Annotated in this window: 21 protein-coding genes, 7 tRNA genes, 1 rRNA gene and 1 riboswitch; of the genes, 28 read left to right on the forward strand and 1 reads right to left on the reverse strand. The window is 31.5% G+C overall.

Annotated elements, in window-relative coordinates; translation table 11 throughout:
* Positions 1 to 150 precede the first annotated feature (150 nt).
* From rrf to fabZ, 26 genes are all read left to right on the forward strand, one after another.
* Positions 151 to 267 (forward strand): 5S ribosomal RNA (rrf, locus tag ACRC03_RS05405).
* A gap of 5 nt (positions 268 to 272) precedes the next feature.
* Positions 273 to 347, forward strand: a tRNA-Asn gene (locus ACRC03_RS05410).
* A gap of 9 nt (positions 348 to 356) precedes the next feature.
* Positions 357 to 431 (forward strand) — tRNA-Glu (locus tag ACRC03_RS05415).
* Between the two features lie 9 nt (positions 432 to 440).
* Positions 441 to 514: transfer RNA gene (locus tag ACRC03_RS05420), tRNA-Gly, on the forward strand.
* Positions 515 to 523: 9 nt separating this feature from the next.
* Positions 524 to 599, forward strand: a tRNA-Val gene (locus ACRC03_RS05425).
* 10 nt (positions 600 to 609) lie between these two features.
* A tRNA-Asp gene (locus ACRC03_RS05430) sits at positions 610 to 686 on the forward strand.
* Positions 687 to 695: 9 nt separating this feature from the next.
* Positions 696 to 770: transfer RNA gene (locus ACRC03_RS05435), tRNA-Gly, on the forward strand.
* Between the two features lie 8 nt (positions 771 to 778).
* Positions 779 to 855, forward strand: a tRNA-Arg gene (locus tag ACRC03_RS05440).
* A 147-nt stretch (positions 856 to 1,002) separates the two neighbouring features.
* Positions 1,003 to 1,845 carry a diadenylate cyclase CdaA gene (gene cdaA, locus ACRC03_RS05445; protein WP_438651541.1) on the forward strand — a complete coding sequence of 281 codons (843 nt, stop codon included), beginning with the start codon at positions 1,003 to 1,005 and terminating at the stop codon, positions 1,843 to 1,845.
* A complete protein-coding gene (locus ACRC03_RS05450) occupies positions 1,842 to 3,026 on the forward strand; it encodes a CdaR family protein (RefSeq protein ID WP_438651542.1) in 1,185 nt (394 codons plus the stop codon). Before cdaA ends, ACRC03_RS05450 begins: the two co-directional genes overlap by 4 nt.
* A 348-nt stretch (positions 3,027 to 3,374) precedes the next feature.
* A complete protein-coding gene (gene ptb / locus ACRC03_RS05455) occupies positions 3,375 to 4,277 on the forward strand; it encodes a phosphate butyryltransferase (RefSeq protein WP_438651543.1) in 903 nt (300 codons plus the stop codon).
* Between the two features lie 18 nt (positions 4,278 to 4,295).
* The gene (buk, locus tag ACRC03_RS05460) at positions 4,296 to 5,381 is read left to right on the forward strand and encodes a butyrate kinase (protein WP_438651571.1); all 1,086 of its coding nucleotides are present in this window, start codon (positions 4,296 to 4,298) and stop codon (positions 5,379 to 5,381) included.
* 13 nt (positions 5,382 to 5,394) lie between these two features.
* Positions 5,395 to 6,072 carry an ATP-binding protein gene (locus ACRC03_RS05465; protein ID WP_438651544.1) on the forward strand — a complete coding sequence of 226 codons (678 nt, stop codon included), beginning with the start codon at positions 5,395 to 5,397 and terminating at the stop codon, positions 6,070 to 6,072.
* A 42-nt stretch (positions 6,073 to 6,114) separates the two neighbouring features.
* Positions 6,115 to 6,330 (forward strand): 4Fe-4S dicluster domain-containing protein, encoded by a 216-nt coding sequence (locus tag ACRC03_RS05470; RefSeq protein WP_438651545.1) that lies wholly within the window; start codon positions 6,115 to 6,117, stop codon positions 6,328 to 6,330.
* Between the two features lie 23 nt (positions 6,331 to 6,353).
* Positions 6,354 to 7,442 (forward strand): 3-methyl-2-oxobutanoate dehydrogenase subunit VorB, encoded by a 1,089-nt coding sequence (locus ACRC03_RS05475; RefSeq protein ID WP_438651546.1) that lies wholly within the window; start codon positions 6,354 to 6,356, stop codon positions 7,440 to 7,442.
* A complete protein-coding gene (locus ACRC03_RS05480; protein ID WP_438651547.1) occupies positions 7,442 to 8,197 on the forward strand; it encodes a thiamine pyrophosphate-dependent enzyme in 756 nt (251 codons plus the stop codon). The genes ACRC03_RS05475 and ACRC03_RS05480 overlap by 1 nt, the downstream gene beginning before the upstream one ends.
* 1 nt (position 8,198) lies before the next feature.
* Positions 8,199 to 8,741, forward strand: a complete 543-nt coding sequence (locus ACRC03_RS05485; protein ID WP_438651548.1) for a 2-oxoacid:acceptor oxidoreductase family protein — start codon at positions 8,199 to 8,201, stop codon at positions 8,739 to 8,741.
* A gap of 165 nt (positions 8,742 to 8,906) precedes the next feature.
* Positions 8,907 to 10,253 (forward strand): phosphoglucosamine mutase, encoded by a 1,347-nt coding sequence (gene glmM, locus ACRC03_RS05490; RefSeq protein WP_438651549.1) that lies wholly within the window; start codon positions 8,907 to 8,909, stop codon positions 10,251 to 10,253.
* Positions 10,254 to 10,572: 319 nt separating this feature from the next.
* A complete protein-coding gene (gene glmS, locus ACRC03_RS05495; RefSeq protein WP_438651550.1) occupies positions 10,573 to 12,402 on the forward strand; it encodes a glutamine--fructose-6-phosphate transaminase (isomerizing) in 1,830 nt (609 codons plus the stop codon).
* A 183-nt stretch (positions 12,403 to 12,585) separates the two neighbouring features.
* Positions 12,586 to 13,323, forward strand: coding sequence for a YwmB family TATA-box binding protein (locus ACRC03_RS05500; protein ID WP_438651551.1), 738 nt, complete (start codon positions 12,586 to 12,588; stop codon positions 13,321 to 13,323).
* Between the two features lie 21 nt (positions 13,324 to 13,344).
* Positions 13,345 to 14,598 carry a UDP-N-acetylglucosamine 1-carboxyvinyltransferase gene (gene murA, locus ACRC03_RS05505; protein ID WP_438651552.1) on the forward strand — a complete coding sequence of 418 codons (1,254 nt, stop codon included), beginning with the start codon at positions 13,345 to 13,347 and terminating at the stop codon, positions 14,596 to 14,598.
* Between the two features lie 77 nt (positions 14,599 to 14,675).
* Positions 14,676 to 15,710 (forward strand): stage II sporulation protein D, encoded by a 1,035-nt coding sequence (gene spoIID / locus ACRC03_RS05510; protein ID WP_438651553.1) that lies wholly within the window; start codon positions 14,676 to 14,678, stop codon positions 15,708 to 15,710.
* 142 nt (positions 15,711 to 15,852) lie between these two features.
* Positions 15,853 to 16,512 carry a peptidoglycan DD-metalloendopeptidase family protein gene (locus ACRC03_RS05515; protein ID WP_438651554.1) on the forward strand — a complete coding sequence of 220 codons (660 nt, stop codon included), beginning with the start codon at positions 15,853 to 15,855 and terminating at the stop codon, positions 16,510 to 16,512.
* Between the two features lie 98 nt (positions 16,513 to 16,610).
* Positions 16,611 to 16,877, forward strand: coding sequence for a sporulation transcriptional regulator SpoIIID (gene spoIIID, locus ACRC03_RS05520; protein WP_438651555.1), 267 nt, complete (start codon positions 16,611 to 16,613; stop codon positions 16,875 to 16,877).
* Between the two features lie 124 nt (positions 16,878 to 17,001).
* The gene (mreB, locus tag ACRC03_RS05525) at positions 17,002 to 18,024 is read left to right on the forward strand and encodes a rod shape-determining protein MreB (protein WP_438651556.1); all 1,023 of its coding nucleotides are present in this window, start codon (positions 17,002 to 17,004) and stop codon (positions 18,022 to 18,024) included.
* 10 nt (positions 18,025 to 18,034) lie between these two features.
* Entirely contained in the window at positions 18,035 to 18,463 is a 429-nt protein-coding gene (fabZ, locus tag ACRC03_RS05530) for a 3-hydroxyacyl-ACP dehydratase FabZ (RefSeq protein WP_438651557.1), read from the forward strand.
* Positions 18,464 to 18,494: 31 nt separating this feature from the next.
* On the opposite strand, the gene yyaC is transcribed toward fabZ, so the two are convergent.
* Entirely contained in the window at positions 18,495 to 19,004 is a 510-nt protein-coding gene (yyaC, locus tag ACRC03_RS05535; RefSeq protein WP_438651558.1) for a spore protease YyaC, read from the reverse strand.
* A gap of 207 nt (positions 19,005 to 19,211) precedes the next feature.
* Positions 19,212 to 19,318: riboswitch (SAM riboswitch) on the forward strand.
* Positions 19,319 to 19,523: 205 nt separating this feature from the next.
* Here yyaC and metK point away from each other — a divergent pair.
* Both metK and recD2 read left to right on the forward strand, forming a co-directional pair.
* A complete protein-coding gene (gene metK / locus ACRC03_RS05540; protein WP_438651559.1) occupies positions 19,524 to 20,717 on the forward strand; it encodes a methionine adenosyltransferase in 1,194 nt (397 codons plus the stop codon).
* A 120-nt stretch (positions 20,718 to 20,837) separates the two neighbouring features.
* Positions 20,838 to 23,060, forward strand: coding sequence for an SF1B family DNA helicase RecD2 (gene recD2, locus ACRC03_RS05545; RefSeq protein ID WP_438651560.1), 2,223 nt, complete (start codon positions 20,838 to 20,840; stop codon positions 23,058 to 23,060).
* Positions 23,061 to 23,062 lie beyond the last annotated feature (2 nt).

Below are 23,062 nucleotides of genomic sequence, written 5' to 3' on the forward strand. Positions count from 1 at the left end.
GACTACCTGGTTGATAGGTCGAAGGTGTAAGTGCAGTAATGTATTAAGCTTATCGATACTAATAGGTCGAGGACTTGACCAACTAAAATGATTGAAACAACACTAAATGTATGCAGTTTTCAGAGTACTAACTCTAAAAAATAAAGATTATGTGGTTATTATAGCAAAGAGGATACACCTGTTCCCATTCCGAACACAGAAGTTAAGCTCTTTAGCGCTGATGGTACTTGGAGGGCAACCTCCTGGGAGAGTAAGACGTAGCCACGTAATATTCCAAGGTAGCTCAACGGTGGAGCAACCGGCTGTTAACCGGTAGGCTGAGGGTTCGAGCCCCTCCCTTGGAGCCAATTTTAGATGGCCCATTGGTCAAGCGGTCAAGACACCGCCCTTTCACGGCGGTAACAGGGGTTCGATTCCCCTATGGGTCACCAATTAAATATGCGGGTGTAGCTCAATGGTAGAGTTCCGGCCTTCCAAGCCGGCTGTGAGGGTTCGATCCCCTTCACCCGCTCCAAAATTCCCAGGGATTATAGCTCAGCTGGGAGAGCACCTGCCTTACAAGCAGGGGGTCACAGGTTCGAGCCCTGTTAATCCCACCATTTATATTGCGGCCTGGTAGTTCAGTTGGTTAGAATGCCAGCCTGTCACGCTGGAGGTCGAGGGTTCGAGTCCCTTCCAGGTCGCCAATTAAATATGCGGCAATAGTTCAGTGGTAGAGCGCAACCTTGCCAAGGTTGAAGTCGCGAGTTCGAATCTCGTTTGCCGCTCCATATAATATGGGTGCATAGCTCAGCTGGATAGAGCAACGCCCTTCTAAGGCGTGTGTCCGGGGTTCGAATCCCTGTGCGCTCACCAATAAAAAGTTTCACTATTGTGAAACTTTTTTTTTATATTTTTATATAAATGTTCAGAGGAGTTTAAATAATTTGTATATACTAAGATTAATATAGTATAATACATAGTGTAAATGATTAAGAGCTTATCAAACAGGAGGATAAAACTGTGTTGGATATAAATTCTTTTTTAAGTGACTTTTTTGACATAATTTTTAGAATGACAATAAACGATATTATAGACATATTAATAGTAGCTTATATTTTTTATAAAATATTTATGTTTATAAAAGATACTAGAGCAGAGCAAGTTCTTAAAGGTATATTGTTTTTATTAGTGGCAACTCAATTGAGTGAAACTTTCAACTTACATACATTATATTGGATATTAGTTAATGCCCTTCAATTTGGGGTTATAGCAGCACTTATAATTTTTCAACCTGAACTTAGGGCAGGTCTTGAACATATAGGAAGAGCTAAGTTTAAGTTTTTTGGAAAAGGTAATATAAACATCTCTGAAGACACAATGAATAAAACGATAGAGGAAATAGTAGAGGCTTTATATTCTTTATCTAGACAAAAAATTGGTGCCCTTATTATTATGGAAAGAAATACTAAAATAGGTGATATAATTAATACAGGGACTAGTATAGATGGAGAAGTATCAAGGCAATTATTAATAAATATATTTATACCCAATACTCCACTACATGATGGAGCTGTAGTTATTAGAGAATCCCAACTAAAAGCAGCTGCTTGTTTTTTACCATTAACACAGAGTAAAGACTTGAGTAAGGACTTAGGAACTAGGCATAGAGCAGCAATAGGCGTAAGTGAAGTTTCTGATTGTATATCCCTAATAGTTTCTGAAGAAACAGGAGATGTCTCTATATCAAAAGCAGGTAAATTATATAGAAATATTTCAAAAGAAAGAATGTCAAATATATTACGAAGCAATCTAAAAATAACTACAGAAGAAAAAAGCTTTTTTAGAGGTGGTATATTCAGATGAGAGAAAAATTAAAAAATAATTCAAAAATAAAAATAATATCTATGTTAAGTGCTCTTGTATTATGGATGTACGTTATGGCAGTTGTGGATCCAGAGGAGACAAAGTTAATTGAAGATGTTCCTGTAATTATAACAAATAAAAGTGAATTAAAGGAAAAAGATTTAATTATTTATCCGGAAACTGAGCTAACAGCAAATATCTACATAACAGGAAAGCTTTCTATGCTTCAAAAAATAAAGAAAGATGATATAAACATAAATGGTCAGATAAATGATCCTATAGAGGGGAAAAATCAAATATACTTAAAAGCAATAACTCCACAGAGAGTGACCTATGAATTTAAGAGCTCTGTAATGATTATAAATTTGGAAAAAGTAGTTCAAGAAAAAAAGAATATAAAAGTTAAGGTAGAAGGTAAATCAAAAGATAATGTTGATAGAATTGAATTAGAAGATGAAAAAAATAGTATACTAGTAACTGGTCCAAGAAGTTTAGTAGATGAAGTAAATGAAGTTATGGCTAATTTGGATACAGGAAATCAAGCTGATGATTTTGAAAGTGATTTATATTTAAAACCAGTAGATGAAAAAGGAAACAAAGTAAATGGAGTAGAATTGGAAATAAATTCAATAAAAGCCAAAGTTACTCTATTAAAGGAAAAGGCTGTTCCTATAAAATTACAATTCACTGGTGAAAGTGATTTAGAAAATAATATAAAAGATTATAAACTAAGTCAAGAATATGTAGATATAAAAGGTAAAAAAGAGATAATAGACAAAATTGGATATATAAGCACTCAACCTGTTGATTTATCAAACCTTGGAGATACAAATTCAAAAGAAATAAGCTTAAACCTTCCAGAAGGAGTAAAATGCGAGATTAAGTATATAACTGTAAATATAAATAAAATAAGTAAAATGACAAATGAATTTACTTATGATTCTCAAGAAATTCAAATAAGAAATAGTGAAGAAAATTTTGATACATCAAAATTGAATATTCCGCAGAGTGTTAAAGTGGAAATAGAGTATAATAACAGTATAGGTACTGTATCAAAACAAGATATAGTGTTATACATAGATTTATCACAAGAAGTAGGTTCAGAGGGCAAATATGAAATAAAATATGAGTCTAAATATACTTTAGATAAAGTAACTATAACACCTGATAAAACAGATTAAGAAATAAAAATTGATTCACTTGAGTTATATATTAGTGCTACTTTTAGTAGTCATGAACTCTTGTGTTGATTAAAAAATAAGATGCATTAAATTCTAAATTAATTAAAGAAAGTTTAATCAGTTTAGTTATTGTTGCATCTTATTTTTTTTTGATATATTATAAAAATGAACAAAAGGAATAAGCAGTTTATAAAAATTTACAAAAATTTCAAATATAGACTAGGAAAACGTTAATAAAAGCTATATAATCTAATTGAGATATAAAATTAAAATTACGTATTAAAAGTCTATAAATCATGCAATTTATATTATTAACTTTTTATATATTCAAAATAGGGGGATTAATAGATGAAGAGTTTTGAACAAGTAATAAAATTTGCAAAAGAAAGAGGACCTAAGACAATATCAGTAGCTTGTTGTCAAGATAAGGAAGTATTAATGGCTGTTGAGGCAGCAAGGCAAGAGAGAATAGCAAATGCTATTTTAGTGGGGGATATAGAGAAGACAAGAGAAATAGCAGATAGTATTAATGTAGACATAAATAATTATCAATTAATAGATATTAAAGACTTATCAGAAGCATCTCATAAAGCGGTTGAATTAGTTTCCAAGGGAAAAGCAGATATGGTAATGAAAGGACTAGTAGATACATCAATAATCTTAAAGTCAGTTCTGGATAAAGAAATAGGATTAAGAACTGGAAATGTACTAAGTCATGTAGCCGTATTTGATATAGAAGGATATGATAGACTTTTCTTTATAACTGATGCAGCTATGAATTTATCACCAGACGTAAATATCAAAAAACAAATCATAGAAAATGCATGTGAAGTAGCACATTCATTAGATATAGAAGAGCCTAAAGTAGCAGTAATATGTGCTAAAGAAAAAGTAAATCCAAAAATGCAGGATACTGTAGATGCAAAAGAACTAGAGCAAATGTGGGAAAGAGGAGAAATAAAAGGCTGTATAGTAGGAGGACCTTTTGCTTTAGATAATGCTGTATCAGTAGAAGCAGCATTACACAAGGGGATTGAGCATCAAGTTGCTGGAAAAGCAGATATATTATTAGCACCAGATATAGAAGCAGGAAATATACTTTATAAATCTTTAGTATTTTTTGCGAAGTCTAAAAATGCAGGAGTAATAGTAGGAGCTAAGGCGCCTATAATATTAACTTCGAGAGCAGACAATGAAGAGACTAAATTAAATTCCATAGCATTAGGTGTACTAATGGCAGCTAAAGCTTAGTATATAGGGGGGATAATGATGGAGAATGTATTCAAAATACTAGCAATCAATCCAGGTTCAACATCAACTAAAATTGCAGTATTTAATAATGAAGAATTAGTATTTGAAAAAACACTAAGACATTCATCGGAAGAAATAGGCCAATACAAAAACACATCAGATCAATTTGAATTCAGAAAAAAAGTAATAGAAGATTCATTAGTAGAAGGTGGTATTAAAGTAGAAGAACTTAATGCTGTAGTAGGCAGAGGTGGTTTACTTAGACCTATACTAGGTGGAACTTATGTAGTAAACGAAGATATGATAGAAGACCTAAAAGTAGGTGTACTAGGAGAACATGCTTCTAACCTAGGAGGTATTATAGCAAAAGAAATAGGAAATCAAGTTAATGCTCCATCATACATAGTAGATCCAGTTGTAGTAGATGAAATGAATGATTTAGCTAGAATATCAGGAATACCAGAAATATCTAGAAAAAGTATCTTCCATGCTTTGAATCAAAAAGCTATAGCTAGAAAAGCAGCAGGGGAGTTAGGAAAATCTTATGAAGAGTGCAATTTTATAGTAGCTCATATGGGTGGAGGAATCTCTGTTGGAGCTCATGAAAAAGGAAGAGTAGTAGATGTTGCTAATGCTTTAGATGGAGAAGGTCCATTTTCACCAGAGAGAAGTGGAGGACTGCCAGTAGGGGACTTAGTAAAAATGTGCTTTAGTGGTAAGTATACTCAAGATGATATCAAAAAGAGAATAAAAGGTAATGGTGGAATTGTAGCATATTTAGATACTAACGACGTGAGAGAAGTAGAAGCAAAAGTTATTGATGGAGATGAAAAAGCTAAATTAATACACGAAGCTATGGCTTACCAAGTTAGTAAAGAAATAGGTTCATGTTCAGCAGTACTTAAAGGAAATGTAGATGCTATTTTATTAACTGGAGGAATTGCATATTCGAACTTAATCACAAGTACTATACAAGAAAGAGTTAAGTATATAGCTGATGTTAAAGTTTATCCAGGGGAAGATGAAATGATAGCTTTAGCTCAGGGAGCTCTTAGGGTTTTAAATAAACAAGAAGAACCTAAAATATATTCAAAGAAAGCTTAAATAGGTGAAACATATGATAACTGATGACAAAAGAGTAAGAATCATAATAGGGCACTATGGAAGTGGAAAAAGCGAGTTTTCAATGAACTATGTTACTAAATTAAGAAGTTTAGTAAGTAATAAAATAGCACTAGCTGACTTAGATGTAGTTAATGTTTATTTTAGAACTAGAGAAAAAAAAGAATTATTAAATTCTTTAGATATACTTGCTATAGATAGCTCTATTAATGCACCAACTTTAGATTTACCAGCTGTATCAGCTCAAGTTGTAACACCAATGAATGATAAATCTTATGACTATGTTATAGACGTAGGAGGAGACAATGTAGGCGCTAGAGTTATAGGTAGATTTAGTCACTTAATAGAAGATAGTGATTATGATATGTTTTGCGTAGTAAATGCAAATAGGGAGCAAACTCAAACTGTACACCAAGTAATTGATCATATAAAAGCAATAGAAAAATCATCTAACTTAAAAGTAACAGGAATAATAAACAATACCCACTTTATAAGATCTACAACAGTAGAGGATATATTAAGAGGATATGAATTATCATTAGAAGTATCAAAGCAATGTAATATACCTATAAAATATACGACTTGCTTAGATTCACTAATTGATGAGTTACCAAAAGATTTAGAAGGAGAGATTTTTCCAATTAAACTTTATATGAGAGAAGATTGGATGTAGTTTGAGCTCAAATATATAGCAATTTAAAGGAGGATTAGGGTAATGGCTAAAGGAAATGTATCTTTTAATCAAGACCGCTGCAAAGGATGTGGATTATGTGTTCAAGCATGTCCATTAAAAATTGTAGTGTTAGACAGTGGTAAAATCAACAAAAAGGGATATAATCCAGCAGATGTTGTTGAAATGGATAAATGTATAGGGTGTGCAAATTGCGCGACTATGTGTCCAGATGAGGTTATAACAGTAGAAAGATTTTAATTGAAAAATAAGGGGGAATTTTAATGGCTAAGATACTTATGAAAGGTAACGAAGCATTTGGAAAAGCTGCTATAGAAGCAGGTTGCAAATACTTCTTTGGTTACCCTATAACTCCACAAAATGAAGTGCCAGAATATATGTCAAGAGAGTTACCTAAAATTGGGGGAGTGTTTGTACAAGCAGAATCAGAGGTAGCTGCAATTAATATGGTTTATGGAGCAGCAGGAGCAGGTGCAAGAGTTATGACATCTTCATCTTCACCAGGGATTGCATTAAAGCAAGAAGGAATAACTTATGCAGCAGGAGCTGAGCTTCCATGCGTTGTAATAAACGTAACAAGAGGTGGCCCAGGTCTTGGAACAATACAATCATCTCAAGCTGACTACTTTATGTCAACAAGAGGTGGTGGGAACGGAGATTATAGAACTCCTGTATATGCACCAGCAACAGTTCAAGAAGCTGTTGATATGATAATAGAAGCATTCGATGTTGCTGATTTTTATAGAACACCAGTTATGGTAGTTGCAGATGGAATGATAGGTCAAATGATGGAACCTGTAGAATTTAAGGAACCTAAAAAGAGAGACTTACAACCTAAAGATTGGGCAACAACTGGAACTAAAGGTCAAAGAAAACCAAATATAATAAATTCATTATATCTAGAGTCTGAATTACTAGAAGAGCATTGTATAAAATTAGATAAAAAGTTTAAAGAAATAGAAGAAAAAGAAGTTCAATGTGAAATGTACAAAACAGAAGATGCTGAAATAGTATTTGTGGCATATGGAACAACATCAAGAATAGTAAAAAGTACAATAGATATATTAAGAGATAAAGGAATGAAAGCAGGTCTTATAAGACCTAAAACATTATGGCCATTCCCATTCAAAGCTTTTGAAGAAATACCTAATGCTAAAAACATATTAACTGTAGAAATGAGTATGGGACAAATGGTAGAAGATGTTCAATTAGCAGTATCAGGAAAATTACCAGTTCATTTTTATGGAAGAGCAGGTGGTATGGTACCATCTCCAACAGAAATAGCTAATGAAGCTATTAAAATAATGGATTCTGCACAAGAATCAGAATTAGCTATGGGAGGTGTTAGATAATGGCTGTTGTATTTAAAAAAACAGAAGGATTAACAGAAGTTCAAACTCACTATTGTCCAGGATGTACTCATGGTATAATTCATAGATTAGTAGGAGAAGTTTTAGAAGAATTAGATGTATTAGGTGATACTATAGGTGTTGCTCCAGTTGGATGTTCAGTATTAGCATACAAATACTTCAATTGTGATGTTCAAGAAGCTTCTCATGGTAGAGCGCCAGCTGCAGCTACTGGAATAAAAAGAGTTCACCCTGATAAGACAGTATTTACTTACCAAGGGGATGGAGACTTAGCTTCAATAGGAACTGCAGAAATAGTTCATGCAGCTGCTAGAGGAGAAAAGTTCACTACTATATTTGTAAACAATGCTATATATGGAATGACAGGTGGTCAAATGGCACCAACAACTTTAGTTGGTCAAAAGGCTACTACAGCACCAAGAGGAAGAGAAATTGAAACACAAGGTTTCCCAATAAGAATGAGTGAAATGTTATCTACATTACCTGGAGCAGTGTTTGTAGAAAGAGTTTCAGTAGATACACCAGCTAATGTAAGAAAAGCTAAAAAGGCTATAAAGAAAGCTTTCGAGGTTCAACATGCTGGATTAGGGTTCGGTATAGTTGAAGTATTATCAACTTGTCCAACAAACTGGGGATTAGCTCCAAATGATTCTCTACAATGGTTAAGAGATAATATGATACCGTACTATCCATTAGGAAATATAAAAGATATTGAACTAAATCAGGAGGTGAAGTAATATGTCTACAGATAGAATAATATGTGCTGGTTTTGGTGGTCAGGGTGTTATGTCTATGGGGCAGTTACTTACTTATGCAGGTATGTTAGAAGGTAAAGAAGTTTCATGGTTACCTTCTTATGGACCAGAAATGCGTGGAGGTACAGCTAACTGTGCAGTAACAGTATCTGATAAGCCGGTTGGTTCACCAGTTATAGCAGGAGATGCAACTTGTGCTATAGTTATGAACTTACCATCACTTGATAAATTTGAAAGTGAAGTTACTCCAGGTGGAAAGATATTAGTAAATAGCTCATTAATAGAAAGAAAAGTTGAAAGAAATGATGTTGATGTTTACTATGTTCCAGCAAATGATATAGCTTTAGAATTAGGAAACCCAAAGGTTGCTAATATGATAATGCTAGGAGCATATTTAAAAGCAAATCCAACAGTAGAAATAGATTCAGTATTAGAAGCTTTCAAGAAAGTTTTTGGACCGAGTAAAGAAAAGTTTGTACCATTAAATAAAGAAGCATTACAAAAGGGTGCAGATGTAATAAAATAAAAATAAAAATTATAAAAAAAGGACAATAGAAAGAATTCTATTGTCCTTTTTCTTTATATGTATTAAAATGTCTTTATGGGTTAAACTAACAATTAAAAACGTTTACTAATAAATATAAATATATTATAAAATAGATATGCTTTTCTTTATGAAAGGAGATTTTTAATGAGAAAATATTTTGGAACTGACGGAGTAAGAGGTATAGCTAATACAGAACTTACTTGCGATTTAGCATATAAATTAGGAAGAGCTGGAGGGTATGTTCTAGCTCAAGATAAAGGAAGAGTTAAAGTTGTAGTAGGTAAAGATACTAGAATATCTGGAGATATGTTAGAAGCAGCTTTAACAGCAGGACTTATGTCTGTAGGATGTGACGTAATAACAGTAGGGGTTGTTCCAACACCAGCAGTTGCATACTTAACAAAAAAATACAATGCTGATTGTGGAGTTGTAATATCTGCATCACACAATCCTGTTGAATACAATGGAATTAAGTTCTTTAACAAAGATGGATACAAATTAGATGATGAAGTTGAGTTAAAGATAGAACAATATATAGATAATATAGAAAAAGTAGAGTATCATCCAGTTGGAGAAAATGTAGGTAAAAGAGTACACATGCACGATGCACAAAAAGAATATGTAGAATACTTAAAATCTATAATAAATGTAGATTTTAAAGGTTTAAAAGTAGTCCTAGATTGTGCAAATGGAGCCGCATATCAAGTTGCACCAAAAGTTTTTGAACAACTTGGTGCAAGTGTAATAACTATAAATAGTGAACCAGATGGCAATAATATAAATGATAAGTGTGGATCTACACATCCTCAAAAACTTAAAGATTCTGTTCTGGCGCACAAAGCAGATTTAGGTCTTGCATACGATGGAGATGCAGATAGACTTATTGCTGTAGATGAAAATGGAAACATTGTAGACGGTGACCATATAATGATATTAAGTGCTATATATTTAAATAAAAAGAAAAAATTAGCACAAGATACATTAGTAGTTACAGTAATGAGTAACATAGGCCTTACTATAGCGGCAAAAGAGCATGGAATAAAGCTTGCAACAACAGCTGTAGGAGATAGATATGTATTAGAAGAAATGAAGAAAAGTGGATATAATCTTGGTGGAGAACAATCAGGGCATATGATATTCTTAGATTATAATACAACAGGAGATGGTGTTTTAAGCTCACTAGTATTAGCTCAAATAGTATTAGAAGAAAGCAAAACATTATCAGAGCTTGCAGCAGTAATGACACAATACCCACAAGTATTAGTTAATGCAAGAATCAAAAATGAAAATAAGAATACTTATATGGAATATCCAGAAATTAAAGATGAAATAGAAAGAATAGAAGCTTTATTAGATGGTTGTGGAAGAGTATTAATAAGACCATCAGGAACAGAGCCTTTAGTAAGAGTTATGTTAGAGGGTAAAGAGGAAGGTCAAATAAAAGAATTAGCTACAAATTTAGCGAATCTTATACAAGCAAAACTATCGTAAATTAAAAGTGAATACTAGAAACTAATAAGGTATATCCTAAAACTGAAAAAGTAATAGGAGTGCAATACTAAGATGATTCTTAGTATTCACTTTCTAAGCGCCAGAACTTAGTAACATAAATCTTTACAACAACATTTATACTGAGTTGACGAGGTCAGAGTTTATCGAATTATCGGCGGGTGCTCTGCGGTGTATTTTACCATCGTTAGAACTTCCTTAAATCATAGAAGTAATTCTGTGGACAAAGGGAAGTTTAAGTAAATAAATGACCTGACTCTAAAAATATATAAATTAATAATATTTTTAGGAGGAACAAATTATGTGTGGAATAGTTGGATATTTAGGACACAGACAAGCAACAGAAGTATTAATAGAAGGATTATCTAAGTTAGAGTACAGAGGGTATGACTCTGCAGGTGTTGCAATTAATACTGGAGAAAACTTAGAAATAAGAAAGTTCAAAGGAAGATTAGCAGTACTAGCAGAAGACTTAGAAAAAAATCCTATAAATGGTCAACTTGGAATAGGACATACAAGATGGGCGACTCATGGAGAGCCATCTGATGTAAACTCTCATCCTCATTTCAATATGGATAGAACAATAGCAGTTGTTCATAATGGTATAATAGAAAACTACATGGAACTAAAAGAAGAATTACAAGCTGAAGGTGTAGTATTTTTATCTCAAACAGATACAGAAGTAGTTGCACACTTAGTAGATAAATACTATGAAGGAAACTTACTAGATGCTGTTTATAAAGCTACTGAAAAGTTAAGAGGAGCTTATGCATTAGGAGTGGTTTGTAAGGATAATAACAGTGAATTAGTGGCTGTAAGAAAAGATAGTCCATTAGTAGTAGGCCTTGGAGAAGGTGAAAATTTCATAGCTTCAGATATACCAGCAGTATTAAAATATACTAGAAAAGTATATTTTTTAGAAAATGGTGAATTTGTTCATATGGTTAAAGATAAAGTAACTGTATTAAATGAAAATAAAGAAGTAGTACAAAAAGAGTTAAATGAAATAACTTGGGATGTAGAAGCAGCTTCTAAAGGTGGATATGACCACTTCATGTTAAAAGAAATATATGAACAACCAAATGGAGTTAAGCAAACTCTAGTAAGAAGATTAAATGATAATGGAGAAATCCAATTAGATGACATAAAAATGACTAAGGAAGACTTAGATAAAATAAATAAAGTGTATATAGTTGCATGCGGAACAGCATATCATGCAGGACTTGTAGGTAGATTTGCTATAGAAAAATTTGCTAAAATACCAGTAATAACTGATATAGCATCAGAATTTAGATATAAGGATCCGTTTGTAGATGAAAATACTTTACTAATATTAGTAAGCCAATCAGGAGAAACTGCAGATACTTTAGCATCTTTAAGATATGCTAAGGATAGAGGAGCTAGAATATTATCAGTAACTAATGTAGTAGGATCTTCTATAGCTAGAGAATCACATGATGTATTTTACACTTGGGCAGGGCCTGAAATATCAGTTGCATCAACAAAGGCATATACGACACAATTAGTATCATTCTACATGATAGCATTAGATTTTGCTGTAAAGAAAGGTACTATAACTAAAGAATTCTATTTTGAAATGATAGAAAAATTAAAAGAAATGCCTGATAAAGTTGAAGAAGTATTAAAACAAGAAGACTACATTAAAGAAGATGTTGCAAAAACTTTAAAAGATACAACTAGTGCATTCTATCTAGGAAGAGGGTTAGATTACAACTTAGCTATGGAAGGCGCATTAAAGATAAAAGAAATATCTTATATACATGCAGAAGCATTTGCAGCAGGAGAATTGAAGCATGGTACAATAGCTTTAATAGAAAAAGGTACTCCTGTAATAGCTATAGCAACTCAAGGAGAATTATTTGAAAAAATGGTATCTAACATGGAAGAAGTTAGAGCTAGAGGAGCATACGTAATAGCTATAGCACAAGAAAAAAATAAAGAAGTTGAAAAATCTGCGAATAAGGTAATATATATACCAAATGTAGACGATATGTTATCAAGTATATTAACAGTATTACCTCTTCAATTATTATCATATTATGTTGCAGTACAAAGAGGTTGTGATGTAGATAAGCCAAGAAACTTAGCTAAATCAGTAACTGTTGAATAAATAAAAAATAAATCCTAAAAGTACTTGTTAAGTACTAAAAAAGTATATCAATATAAAGATAAGAGAAGTCATACTGACTTCTCTTATTTTACTTTAATTAATTCATAAGTTTCATTAAGTATATCATCCTTAAAGTTGTCAATAATTTAAATTATAAATGATAATTTAAAGGGGGATTTTTTTATGAAAATAATTAAGTTAATAATAAGCTTTTTAGCTTTAATGATATGTGGATTTATGATATCATATGCAGATATGAAATTTAACAATGAATATGGTAAACTTTTAGAAACTTTTAATGACACACAAGCTTCATTTAAATTTTACAATATAAAAGCAAATGGAGAGATAAACTACAATGTATCTAAGGATGACATGGTAGATATATGCATAGATATAATCAATGATCTTGGAGTTGAAGAAAGCAACATAAAATGGGATGAAAAATGGAACAATAATCAAAAACAAATATTCGCCCAGATCAGACATGATGAAGAAAATATTTCCATAATTGGAATTAAAAAAAACAACGGAGAATCTTATATAATGGTTGACATATTAGAAAATAAGTTATATAAAGATATAGTGGATATTTATACAATTATTAGAAACAGTTTAAATAAACACGCGGACAACGTATATATAAATACTTGTATTTGTGGGGAATATACGAAAAAGTTACAAAATGATAAATATGATGATATTTTACAAAAAATATTATATAATATGAGTGCTAAAGAAATAGATAGAGTGGAAGAAGATAACTTTATATCTATAACAGCGTATAGCAACATTCTGAAAGAAAACAACTTAGGATACTTAGGAGATAAGATAAATTTAAATATAGGTATGAGGTATAGCGAAAATGATGATAAAACACTCATATATATAGCTACACCAATTATAAAATTAGATTATTAATAATGAGGAGAGAACGATTAAATGCCAAAGATATTAGTTAAGAAAAGTAATCCCCTTAAAGGGACTGTTAAGATAGATGGAGCGAAGAATTCAGTTTTACCAATAATAGCGGCAACATTATTAGCAAATGGAAAGTCTACATTAAGAGGAGTTCCAAATTTAAGAGATGTTCATGTTATATCAGATTTATTAAGACACTTAGGTGCAGAAGTAGAATACGAGGGTACTACATTAACTGTAGATGCTAGCAATATAACTACATGTGAAGCGCCTTATGAACTTGTAAGAAAGATGAGAGCGTCATTCTTAGTTATGGGACCTTTACTAGCTAGATTTAACCACACAAAAATATCTATGCCAGGAGGATGTGCTATAGGTACTAGACCTATAGATTTACACTTAAAAGGATTTAAGTATTTAGGTGCAAAAGTTGAAATGGATCACGGATTTGTAGAAGCAACAACTAAAAAGTTAACTGGAGCTAAATTATACTTAGATTTCCCATCAGTTGGAGCTACTGAAAATATAATGATGGCAGCGGCACTTGCAGAAGGAACAACTATAATAGAAAACGCAGCTCAAGAACCAGAAATAGTAGATTTAGCTAACTTCCTAAATGAAATGGGAGCGAACGTAAAAGGTGCGGGAACAAATACTATAAAAATAAATGGTGTTAAAGAATTAAAAGGTGCAGAGCATAATGTAATACCTGATAGAGTAGAAGCAGCAACTTATATGGTAGCAGCGGCTATGACTAAAGGTGATATAACTATAGAGAATGTATTAATGGAGCATTTAAAGCCTGTTGTAGCTAAGTTAAAAGAAGCAGGTTGTGAAATAATAGAGATGGATAACTCAGTTAGAGTAATAGGACCAGAAGTACTAAAGCCGATAGATATAAAGACATTACCTCATCCAGGATTCCCTACAGATGTTCAAGCTCAGTTTATGGCAATGTTAACTGTATGTAATGGAACTGGTGTAGTTACAGAAACTGTATTTGAAAACCGATTTATGCACGTTGCTGAGTTTAATAGAATGGGAGCTAACATAAAGATAGAAGGAAAAAGTGCTATTGTAAATGGTGTTGATAAATTACACGGAGCAAAAGTCAATGCTACAGATTTAAGAGCGGGAGCAGCACTTATATTATGTGGTCTATTAGCAGAAGGTGAAACTCAAATAGGTGAGATATATCATATACAAAGAGGTTATGTAGATATAGATAAGAAAATAACTGCATTAGGCGGAAATATTAAAATAATAGAAGACTAAAAATAAATAGTAGTAATAACAAAATAGGGCTGTTCATATACTTTAAGGACAAGAATCAAACCAAGGAGGAAAAGTATATGAACAGCCCATTTGCAGTTTTAGCAAGTATAGTATTAGGTGCTGCAGCTATTCCTATAATGATAAGTGTAGTATCTTATAAAGGGATAGACATACCGAATAAAATACAAACAAATATTACTCATAATATAAAGGATAATGTAAAAAAAGAAATAAATTATGATACGGTAGATAAAAAAGACCCTGTTATTAAGGTGTATAATACTAAATTGCAAAAAATTCAAAGTATAAGTATCGAAGATTATTTATGTGGTGTAGTAGCAGGTGAAATGCCTTCTGATTTTGAAATCGAAGCTCTTAAAGCGCAAGCGGTGGCTGCGAGAACTTTTGTAATTTATAGAGAGGAACAACCAGCCTCAAGTAAAGATAAAGGTGCAGCAGTTTGTACAGATTACAAACATTGTCAGGAATATAAAAGTTATGAGGAATTGAAAAAGATTAAAGGCGAGGAATGGATGAAAACATTTTATCCTAAAGTTAAACAAGCTGTAAGTGAAACTAAAGGTCAAATAATAACTTATAATGATAAGCCCATACTTACATTATATTTTTCAACATCAGCTGGAAAAACGGAAAACAGTGAAGAAGTATTCTCAGCTAATTATCCATATTTAAAATCTGTAGATAGCCCTTATGATAAAAACTATTCACCTAGATATACTTCAAACTTAATAATCTCAAATAAAGATTTTACTAATATTCTCAAGAAGAACTATAGTGATATACAAATAACTGAATCGAATTTAAGTTCTCAAATTAAAATACTTAAAAGAAGTGAAGGCGGATCTGTTGAGGATATAAAGTTAGGAAATAAACAAATAGCAGGTACTAATGTTAGAAGCTTATTGAAATTAAATTCGGCTAATTTTGAAATTAAATTTAATGATAATTATTTAGAATTCATAGTAAAAGGATATGGTCACGGAGTAGGCATGAGTCAATGGGGTGCACAAGGAATGGCTATTGATGGAAATAAATACTACGAAATACTAGAACATTATTATACAGGAACAAAAATAAAAGATACATATTAACAAATTAATAACACATACAAATTAAGCAAATATTAACGTTTTTTTAATTACTATAATTTACATGAAAAAAATGTATGAATTGTATAAAAATAGAAATTAAAGACAACAATACAGATACACAAAGATATTTTGGAGGTGCTGTATGAAAAAAAAGCTATTAGAAAAGGATAGTTTTTATTTAGCTTTATTTGTATGTGTTTGTTTTGTTGCAGTAGGAGGAGTTTGGTTTACAAAAAACAATGTTGATGAATTGGCTTCTAACAATGGATTTGTAACTGATGCTAATAAAAATAATGAAGATGAACTTCATTTAATAAAAAAAGACAAAAATGATGCTCTCCCAACGGCTACAGATTCTAAGGAAAATTTAAAGCAAGCTAAAGAAAAGCAAAAGGATGAATCTAAACTAGATTTCTTAGGGAATCAAGTAATAAGAGAATACTCTGAAAAACAACCTAGTTATTCTAAAACTTTAGATGTATGGGAAATACATAAAGGATTAGATGTAAGTTCTAATAAAGGGCAAGAAGTAAAGTCTTTATTAAGTGGAACAGTTGCAGATGTATTTAAAGATGATCAATATGGTATGTCAGTTAAAGTTAAAAGCGAAAATGGCATTACAGTTGTTTATTCAAATTTAGATTCAAAAATTAAAGTTAAAAAAGAACAAGCGATAAAACAAGGTGAATGTTTAGGTACGGTAGGAGATACAACTACAGTCGAAAGTGAAGATGGAAATCATGTACATGTTCAAGCATACAAAAATGATAAATCCATAGATCCTATGACTTTAATTAAGTAAAAAATATAACAGACTTAATCAAATATGATTAAGTCTGTTATATTTTTTATTTATCTTACATATATATCATTAAGGTTAGTATGTAGGGGGGGGAAGTTTTGAGATCGCATATAGAAGAGAGAGCAATAGTTGTAGCAAAATATATACTAGAAAAAAATACTACAGTGCGACAAACAGCTAAAACATTTGGTGTGAGTAAGAGTACTATACACAAGGATGTAACAGAACGATTAGAGGAAATAAACCCGGCTCTTGCAAAAGAGGTAAAAACGGTTTTAGAAAAAAATAAATCTGAGAGACATATAAGAGGCGGCATGGCTACAAAAATGAAATATGAAAAGGATATAAAAAAAGATGTAGGTTAAAACCTACATCTTTTTCTTGACTAAAAGAACGTTTTTGTATATTTTGTATAATAGGAGTGTTTGTAAAAATAACGAATAGTTTAAATATAAGTAGAAAATATAATAAAAAGGAGTTGGAAAATAAATGACTAGAGCTGATATAGGCATAGACTTAGGTACGGCTAATGTACTTGTATATGTTAGTGGGAAGGGAATTGTTTTAGAAGAACCATCTGTTGTAGCAATAGAAAAAAGAACGAATTCTGTTTTGGCAGTGGGAGAAGATGCTAGAAAAATGATAGGGAGAACTCCTGGAAATATAGTAGCTATAAGACCATTAAGGGATGGTGTTATTTCTGATTATGATGTAACTGAGAAAATGCTAAAGTATTTTATAGATAAGGTTGTAGACAAAAAAGGTTTTGGAAGATTCTTTATGCCTAGAATAATGGTATGTGTACCAACTGGAGTAACAGAAGTTGAAAAGAGAGCTGTAGAAGAAGCTACAAGACAAGCAGGTGCAAGAGAAGTATATATTATAGAAGAGCCGATTGCCGCTGCTATAGGAGCAGGAGTAGATATATCACAGCCAAATGGAAATATGGTTATAGACATTGGCGGAGGTACAGCTGATATAGCTGTTATATCATTAGGTGGAGCTGTTGTTAGCGAATCTATAAAAATAGGCGGAGATAGATTTGATGAATCTATAGTAAGATATATAAGAAAGCAACATAATCTTCTTATCGGTGAAAGAAGTGCAGAAAAAATGAAAATAGAGATAGGAACGGCATTTAAAAGAGAAGAAGACAAATTTATGAAAATAAGCGGAAGAAACTTAGTTACAGGATTACCACAAACTATAACTATAAGCTCCTCAGAGATGTTAGAAGCTCTTGATGAGTGTGCAGAACAAATAGTATTAACTACACTTTCTGTATTGGAAAAAACGCCTCCTGAATTAGCAGCAGATATAAGTGAAGCAGGAATAATAATGACTGGCGGAGGCGCATTATTATATGGATTAGATAAAAGAATAGAAAAAAGAACAGGAATAAAAGTTATAGTAGCCAATGAGCCTCTATCTTGCGTAGCAAAAGGGACAGGTAGTGCATTAAGTTCTTTAGATTTGTTAGAAACAGGTGGTACCTTTAAAAGAAAAAAATAGGAGGTACGAAATGCTAAATATAGACCAAATAAAAGAATTAATACCACATAGATATCCATTTCTATTAGTGGACAAGGTTATAGAGTTAGAAATAGGAAAAAGAGCTGTAGGAATAAAGAATGTAACTGCAAATGAACCATTTTTCCAAGGACATTTTCCTGAATATCCTATAATGCCAGGGGTGCTAATTATTGAATCAATGGCTCAAGTAGGAGCTGTTGCAATGATGTCTATGGAAGAGAATAAAGGTAAATTAGGTGTATTCGCAGGTATTGATAAAGTAAGATTTAAAAAAGAAGTAAGACCTGGAGATACTCTAAAAATAGAAGTTGAAATGTTGTCAGTAAGACGAAATATTGGAAAAGCTACAGGTAAAGCATACGTAGAAGAAGAACTTGTATGTAGTGGTGAATTAATGTTTGCACTTGTGCAAAAATAAATAAAAAGTCCTTTTAGGACTTTTTATTTATTTAACTAGATAATAAAATTGATAGAGATATAATTTCTGCCAATTCTAAAATAAAGCTTAACCGTACATTATTAAATGAAAAACGATTATTTTCATCTATCTTATCCACAATTCCAACAATAGAATAGTTTCCTATTTGAGGAAGTTTTTTTCCAACACCTTTACCTGGAAGAATAGGTCCTTCTCTTATTTGTATGTTGCCAATGCTGCTTTTTGAACCCAAACATGCGTCTATAGCCAAGAAATTACCTTTAGGATGAGTATTTTTTATCAGATCAATAGATTCGTATATATTTAAAGCATGAATAGGATCATTTAATGTACCATAAACAGGGTATTTAAAATCACTATTCTTTAGCATAGTTCCTATTAAAGGACCAAGAGCGTCTCCTATAGCTCTATCTGTTCCTATACAGACTACAACTGTATTTTCATCTATTATATCCTTTAGTATAGAACTTAAAATTTGAACAACATTATCTTTTTTATAATTTACCTTGGCTAAATACATAGGACCCCCCCTTTCAAAATAAATATATGAAAGATTTAAAAAAATTACTACCTTAAAGTATATAAGTATAATATGAAAAAAATTACAAATAGGATACTAGATAGTTATATATTATTTAAAATAAAATAAAGTTATTTTATTGACATAATAAAAAAAAAATAGTAACATATAAGTTAGGAAAACGAAAAACTTAAGAATTTCTTGATTGCCTTATCAAGAGTGGCGGAGGGATAGGCCCTGTGAAGCCCGGCAACCACCCATTATGGGAAGTGGTGCTAAATCCTACAAAATCATAAGATTTTGATAGATGAGGTTAGTAAATTAATAACTTATTAGTATACTAATTAACCTCTTCTGGTCTAGAAGAGGTTTTTTTAATAAATAAAACTATAATTTGTAATTTCTAACCGTTAAACTTTAGGCAATGAATGTAACTTGAAGTACCAAAGAGCATTCTTGTGAAAAGAGTAGAGAAAATTTTCAACTAAAATTAATGATAAAAATTAAGGAGGAAATAAAATGGCTAGACATTTATTTACGTCAGAATCAGTTACAGAGGGGCATCCAGATAAAATCTGTGATCAAATATCAGATGCAATATTAGATGCATTATTAGAAAAAGATCCTTTATCAAGAGTAGCATGTGAAACAACTGTTACTACAGGGTTAGTACTTGTAGCAGGAGAAATAAGTACTAATACTTATGTAGATATACCAAAATTAGTAAGAAAAACTGTAAAAGATATAGGTTATGATAGAGCAAAATATGGATTTGATAGTGAAACATGTGCAGTAATAACTTCTATAGATGAGCAATCAGGGGATATAGCTATGGGAGTTGATGAAGCTTTAGAAAATAGAGCTGGAGAGCAAACTGAAGATGAGATAGAAAAAGTAGGAGCGGGTGACCAAGGTATAATGTTTGGATTTGCTTGTAACGAAACAGAAGAATTAATGCCTTTACCAATATCTTTAGCACACAAATTAGCTAGAAGACTAACTGAGGTTAGAAAAAATGAGACCTTAGATTACTTAAGACCAGACGGAAAAACTCAAGTAACAGTTGAATATGATGGAAATAAAATTGTTAGAGTTCATACAATACTTATATCAACTCAACATGGAGAAGAAGTTGATAATGAAACAATAAGAAAAGATATAATAGAACATGTAATAAAAGCTGTGATACCAGCAGAGTTATTAGATGAAGAAACTATAATATATATAAATCCAACAGGAAGATTCGTTATAGGAGGACCTCAAGGAGATACAGGTCTTACAGGAAGAAAAATAATAATAGATACTTATGGTGGATACTCTAGACACGGTGGAGGAGCATTCTCAGGTAAAGACCCTACAAAGGTTGATAGATCAGCAGCATATGCTGCAAGATACGTAGCTAAGAATATAGTTGCAGCAGGACTTGCAGATAAGTGTGAAATAGAATTAGCATATGCTATAGGTGTAGCTAAGCCTTTATCTATATTTGTAGATACTTTTGGTACAGGAAAAGTTTCAGAAGAAGTATTAGTTCAATTAATAAACAAATACTTTGATTTAAGACCGGGTGCAATAATAAGAGACCTAGACTTAAGAAGACCTATATATAAACAAGTAGCAGCTTATGGTCACTTAGGTAGAACAGATATAGATTTACCATGGGAAAAAACTGACAAAGCTCAATTACTAAGAAAAGAAGCTTTAGAGCAATAATAAATAAAATCACCTCTTGAAGTAAGTTTACTTTGGGGGGTGATTTTATTTATTATAAAAGGTATAATAATTACAACTTAAGTACAGGATAGAAATATTATTTGTTTTAGGAGAAAAAGTATGGAAAGAATAGAAGGAATGATAAGTGATATAGTATTTAAAAATGAAGATAATGGATATACGATAGCTCACTTAGTAAATTCGGACAATGAAGTTGTAATAGTTGGGTGTATACCTACACTAACGGTTGGTGAAAGTATAGAAGTAGAGGGTAAGTGGGTAAACCATAAAACTTATGGGACGCAGTTTGAAGTAAATAAGTTTATGCCTGTGACTCCAAGTTCACTAGAGGGTATATATGTGTATTTATCGTCTGGAATGATTCACGGTATTGGAGAAAAAATGGCTAAAAGAATAGTTGATAAATTTGGGGTAAATACACTAGAAGTAATACAAAATGCTCCAGAAAGATTAACGGAAGTAGAAGGTATAGGAAGTAAAAAAATAGATCAAATAACTAAAAGCTATGAGGAAAATAGAGAACTTAGAAATATAATAATGGAGTTATCACCTTATGGTATAACGCCTAATTATTGTATGAAGATATATAAAAAATATAAAAATAAAGCAATAGAAGTAATAAATAAAAATCCTTATAAGTTGGCAGAGGACATTAGAGGCGTAGGATTTAAAATAGCGGATAATATTGCTAGTAAAATAGGAATAGAAAAAGACTCTAAGGATAGAGTGTCTCAAGGGATATTATACACCTTAAATCAATCCTTAAGTAGTGGTCATACATACTTACCTCAAAACATTTTAATCGAAGAAGGAGCTAAACTATTAGATGTTAATAAGAACCTAATAGAAGAGTGTATAATAGGATTAGCTTACGACCAAAAAGTACATATAGAAAAAATGAACAACAAGGATTTAGTGTATTTAATACCATATTATTTATCTGAAAATGGAGTTTGTAAACAAATAATAAAACTATCCCAATGTGAATTTGAAAAATTAAATATAAATATAGATGAAGAAATTGAAGTTGTAGAAAAAAGTGAAAACATTAAATTAGCAGAAAATCAGATATTGGCAGTAAAAGAAGCTATTGAGAGTGGTGTAGTTATAGTAACTGGAGGTCCTGGAACAGGAAAGACAACTACAATAAATACAATAATAAAGATATTTGAAAATAGTAATAAAGAAGTGGTTTTAGCGGCACCAACAGGAAGAGCTGCCAAAAGAATGAGTGAAACATCTAACAAAGAGGCTAGGACCATTCATAGGCTATTAGAAATGGGATATGCTACGGACAGTGAAGAGTTGCAGTTCATGAAAAATGAAGAAGAGCCTATCAAGGCAGATGTAATAATAATAGATGAAGTATCTATGGTAGATATTTTATTAATGTATAGCTTGTTAAGGGCTATAAAGCCAGGAACAAGAGTTATATTAGTAGGTGACAGTGACCAGTTGCCATCAGTAGGAGCAGGAAATGTACTAAAAGATATGATTGATTCTAACGTAATAAATGTAGTTAGATTAAATGAGATTTTTAGACAAGCAAGAGAAAGTATGATAGTAGTAAATGCACATAGAATAAATAATGGAGAGCCACTACACTTAAATACAAAAGGTAAAGATTTTTTCTTTATAAAGAAGGATACTAATGAAGAAGTTTTACAAGAAATAATTGGATTAGTAAATGATAGGTTACCTAGATTTTATAATATAGATAAGTTAAAAGACATACAGATATTAGCATCTATGAGAAAAGGTGAACTAGGAGTAACTAATCTAAACATTGAACTACAAAAATATCTTAATAAAGCAGATAAATTAAAAGTTGAAGAAAATTTTGCAAAGCGTACCTTTAGAGTTGGAGATAAAGTTATGCAAATTAAAAATAACTACACTAAAAAGTGGGAAAGTGAAGATGGTAGTGATAGTGGTGAAGGTATATACAATGGCGATATTGGATATATATACCATATGGAAAAAGACAAAAAAAATGTGTATGTATTATTTGATTCAGTAAAAATTGTATCTTATAAATATGATGAACTGGATGAATTAGAACATAGTTTTTGTACAACGATTCATAAAAGTCAAGGAAGTGAATTTCCAGTAGTTGTAATACCTATTACTTGGGCTCCACCTATGTTATTAAGTAGAAATTTAATATACACAGCAGTCACAAGAGCAAAAAAATTAGTTGTATTAGTAGGAGATGTTAAATATTTAGAATATATGATAAAAAATGATAGAGTTAATGATAGATATTCTAATTTATCATATAAATTAAATAAATTTAAACAAGAAGGATTACTAATTAAATAAGT

The organism is Romboutsia sp. (assembly GCF_051659545.1).
Lineage (GTDB): Bacteria > Bacillota > Clostridia > Peptostreptococcales > Peptostreptococcaceae > JBOFOR01.

Excerpts from the sequence above, each read along its gene's own strand:
- ACRC03_RS05450 (WP_438651542.1), top strand. The coding sequence starts at position 1,842 with ATGAGAGAAAAATTAAAAAATAATTCAAAAATAAAAATAATATCTATG.
- ptb (WP_438651543.1), top strand. The coding sequence starts at position 3,375 with ATGAAGAGTTTTGAACAAGTAATAAAATTTGCAAAAGAAAGAGGACCT.
- buk (WP_438651571.1), top strand. The coding sequence starts at position 4,296 with ATGGAGAATGTATTCAAAATACTAGCAATCAATCCAGGTTCAACATCA.
- ACRC03_RS05465 (WP_438651544.1), top strand. The coding sequence starts at position 5,395 with ATGATAACTGATGACAAAAGAGTAAGAATCATAATAGGGCACTATGGA.
- ACRC03_RS05470 (WP_438651545.1), top strand. The coding sequence starts at position 6,115 with ATGGCTAAAGGAAATGTATCTTTTAATCAAGACCGCTGCAAAGGATGT.
- ACRC03_RS05475 (WP_438651546.1), top strand. The coding sequence starts at position 6,354 with ATGGCTAAGATACTTATGAAAGGTAACGAAGCATTTGGAAAAGCTGCT.
- ACRC03_RS05480 (WP_438651547.1), top strand. The coding sequence starts at position 7,442 with ATGGCTGTTGTATTTAAAAAAACAGAAGGATTAACAGAAGTTCAAACT.
- ACRC03_RS05485 (WP_438651548.1), top strand. The coding sequence starts at position 8,199 with ATGTCTACAGATAGAATAATATGTGCTGGTTTTGGTGGTCAGGGTGTT.
- glmM (WP_438651549.1), top strand. The coding sequence starts at position 8,907 with ATGAGAAAATATTTTGGAACTGACGGAGTAAGAGGTATAGCTAATACA.
- glmS (WP_438651550.1), top strand. The coding sequence starts at position 10,573 with ATGTGTGGAATAGTTGGATATTTAGGACACAGACAAGCAACAGAAGTA.
- ACRC03_RS05500 (WP_438651551.1), top strand. The coding sequence starts at position 12,586 with ATGAAAATAATTAAGTTAATAATAAGCTTTTTAGCTTTAATGATATGT.
- murA (WP_438651552.1), top strand. The coding sequence starts at position 13,345 with ATGCCAAAGATATTAGTTAAGAAAAGTAATCCCCTTAAAGGGACTGTT.
- spoIID (WP_438651553.1), top strand. The coding sequence starts at position 14,676 with ATGAACAGCCCATTTGCAGTTTTAGCAAGTATAGTATTAGGTGCTGCA.
- ACRC03_RS05515 (WP_438651554.1), top strand. The coding sequence starts at position 15,853 with ATGAAAAAAAAGCTATTAGAAAAGGATAGTTTTTATTTAGCTTTATTT.
- mreB (WP_438651556.1), top strand. The coding sequence starts at position 17,002 with ATGACTAGAGCTGATATAGGCATAGACTTAGGTACGGCTAATGTACTT.
- fabZ (WP_438651557.1), top strand. The coding sequence starts at position 18,035 with ATGCTAAATATAGACCAAATAAAAGAATTAATACCACATAGATATCCA.
- yyaC (WP_438651558.1), bottom strand. The coding sequence starts at position 19,004 with ATGTATTTAGCCAAGGTAAATTATAAAAAAGATAATGTTGTTCAAATT.
- metK (WP_438651559.1), top strand. The coding sequence starts at position 19,524 with ATGGCTAGACATTTATTTACGTCAGAATCAGTTACAGAGGGGCATCCA.
- recD2 (WP_438651560.1), top strand. The coding sequence starts at position 20,838 with ATGGAAAGAATAGAAGGAATGATAAGTGATATAGTATTTAAAAATGAA.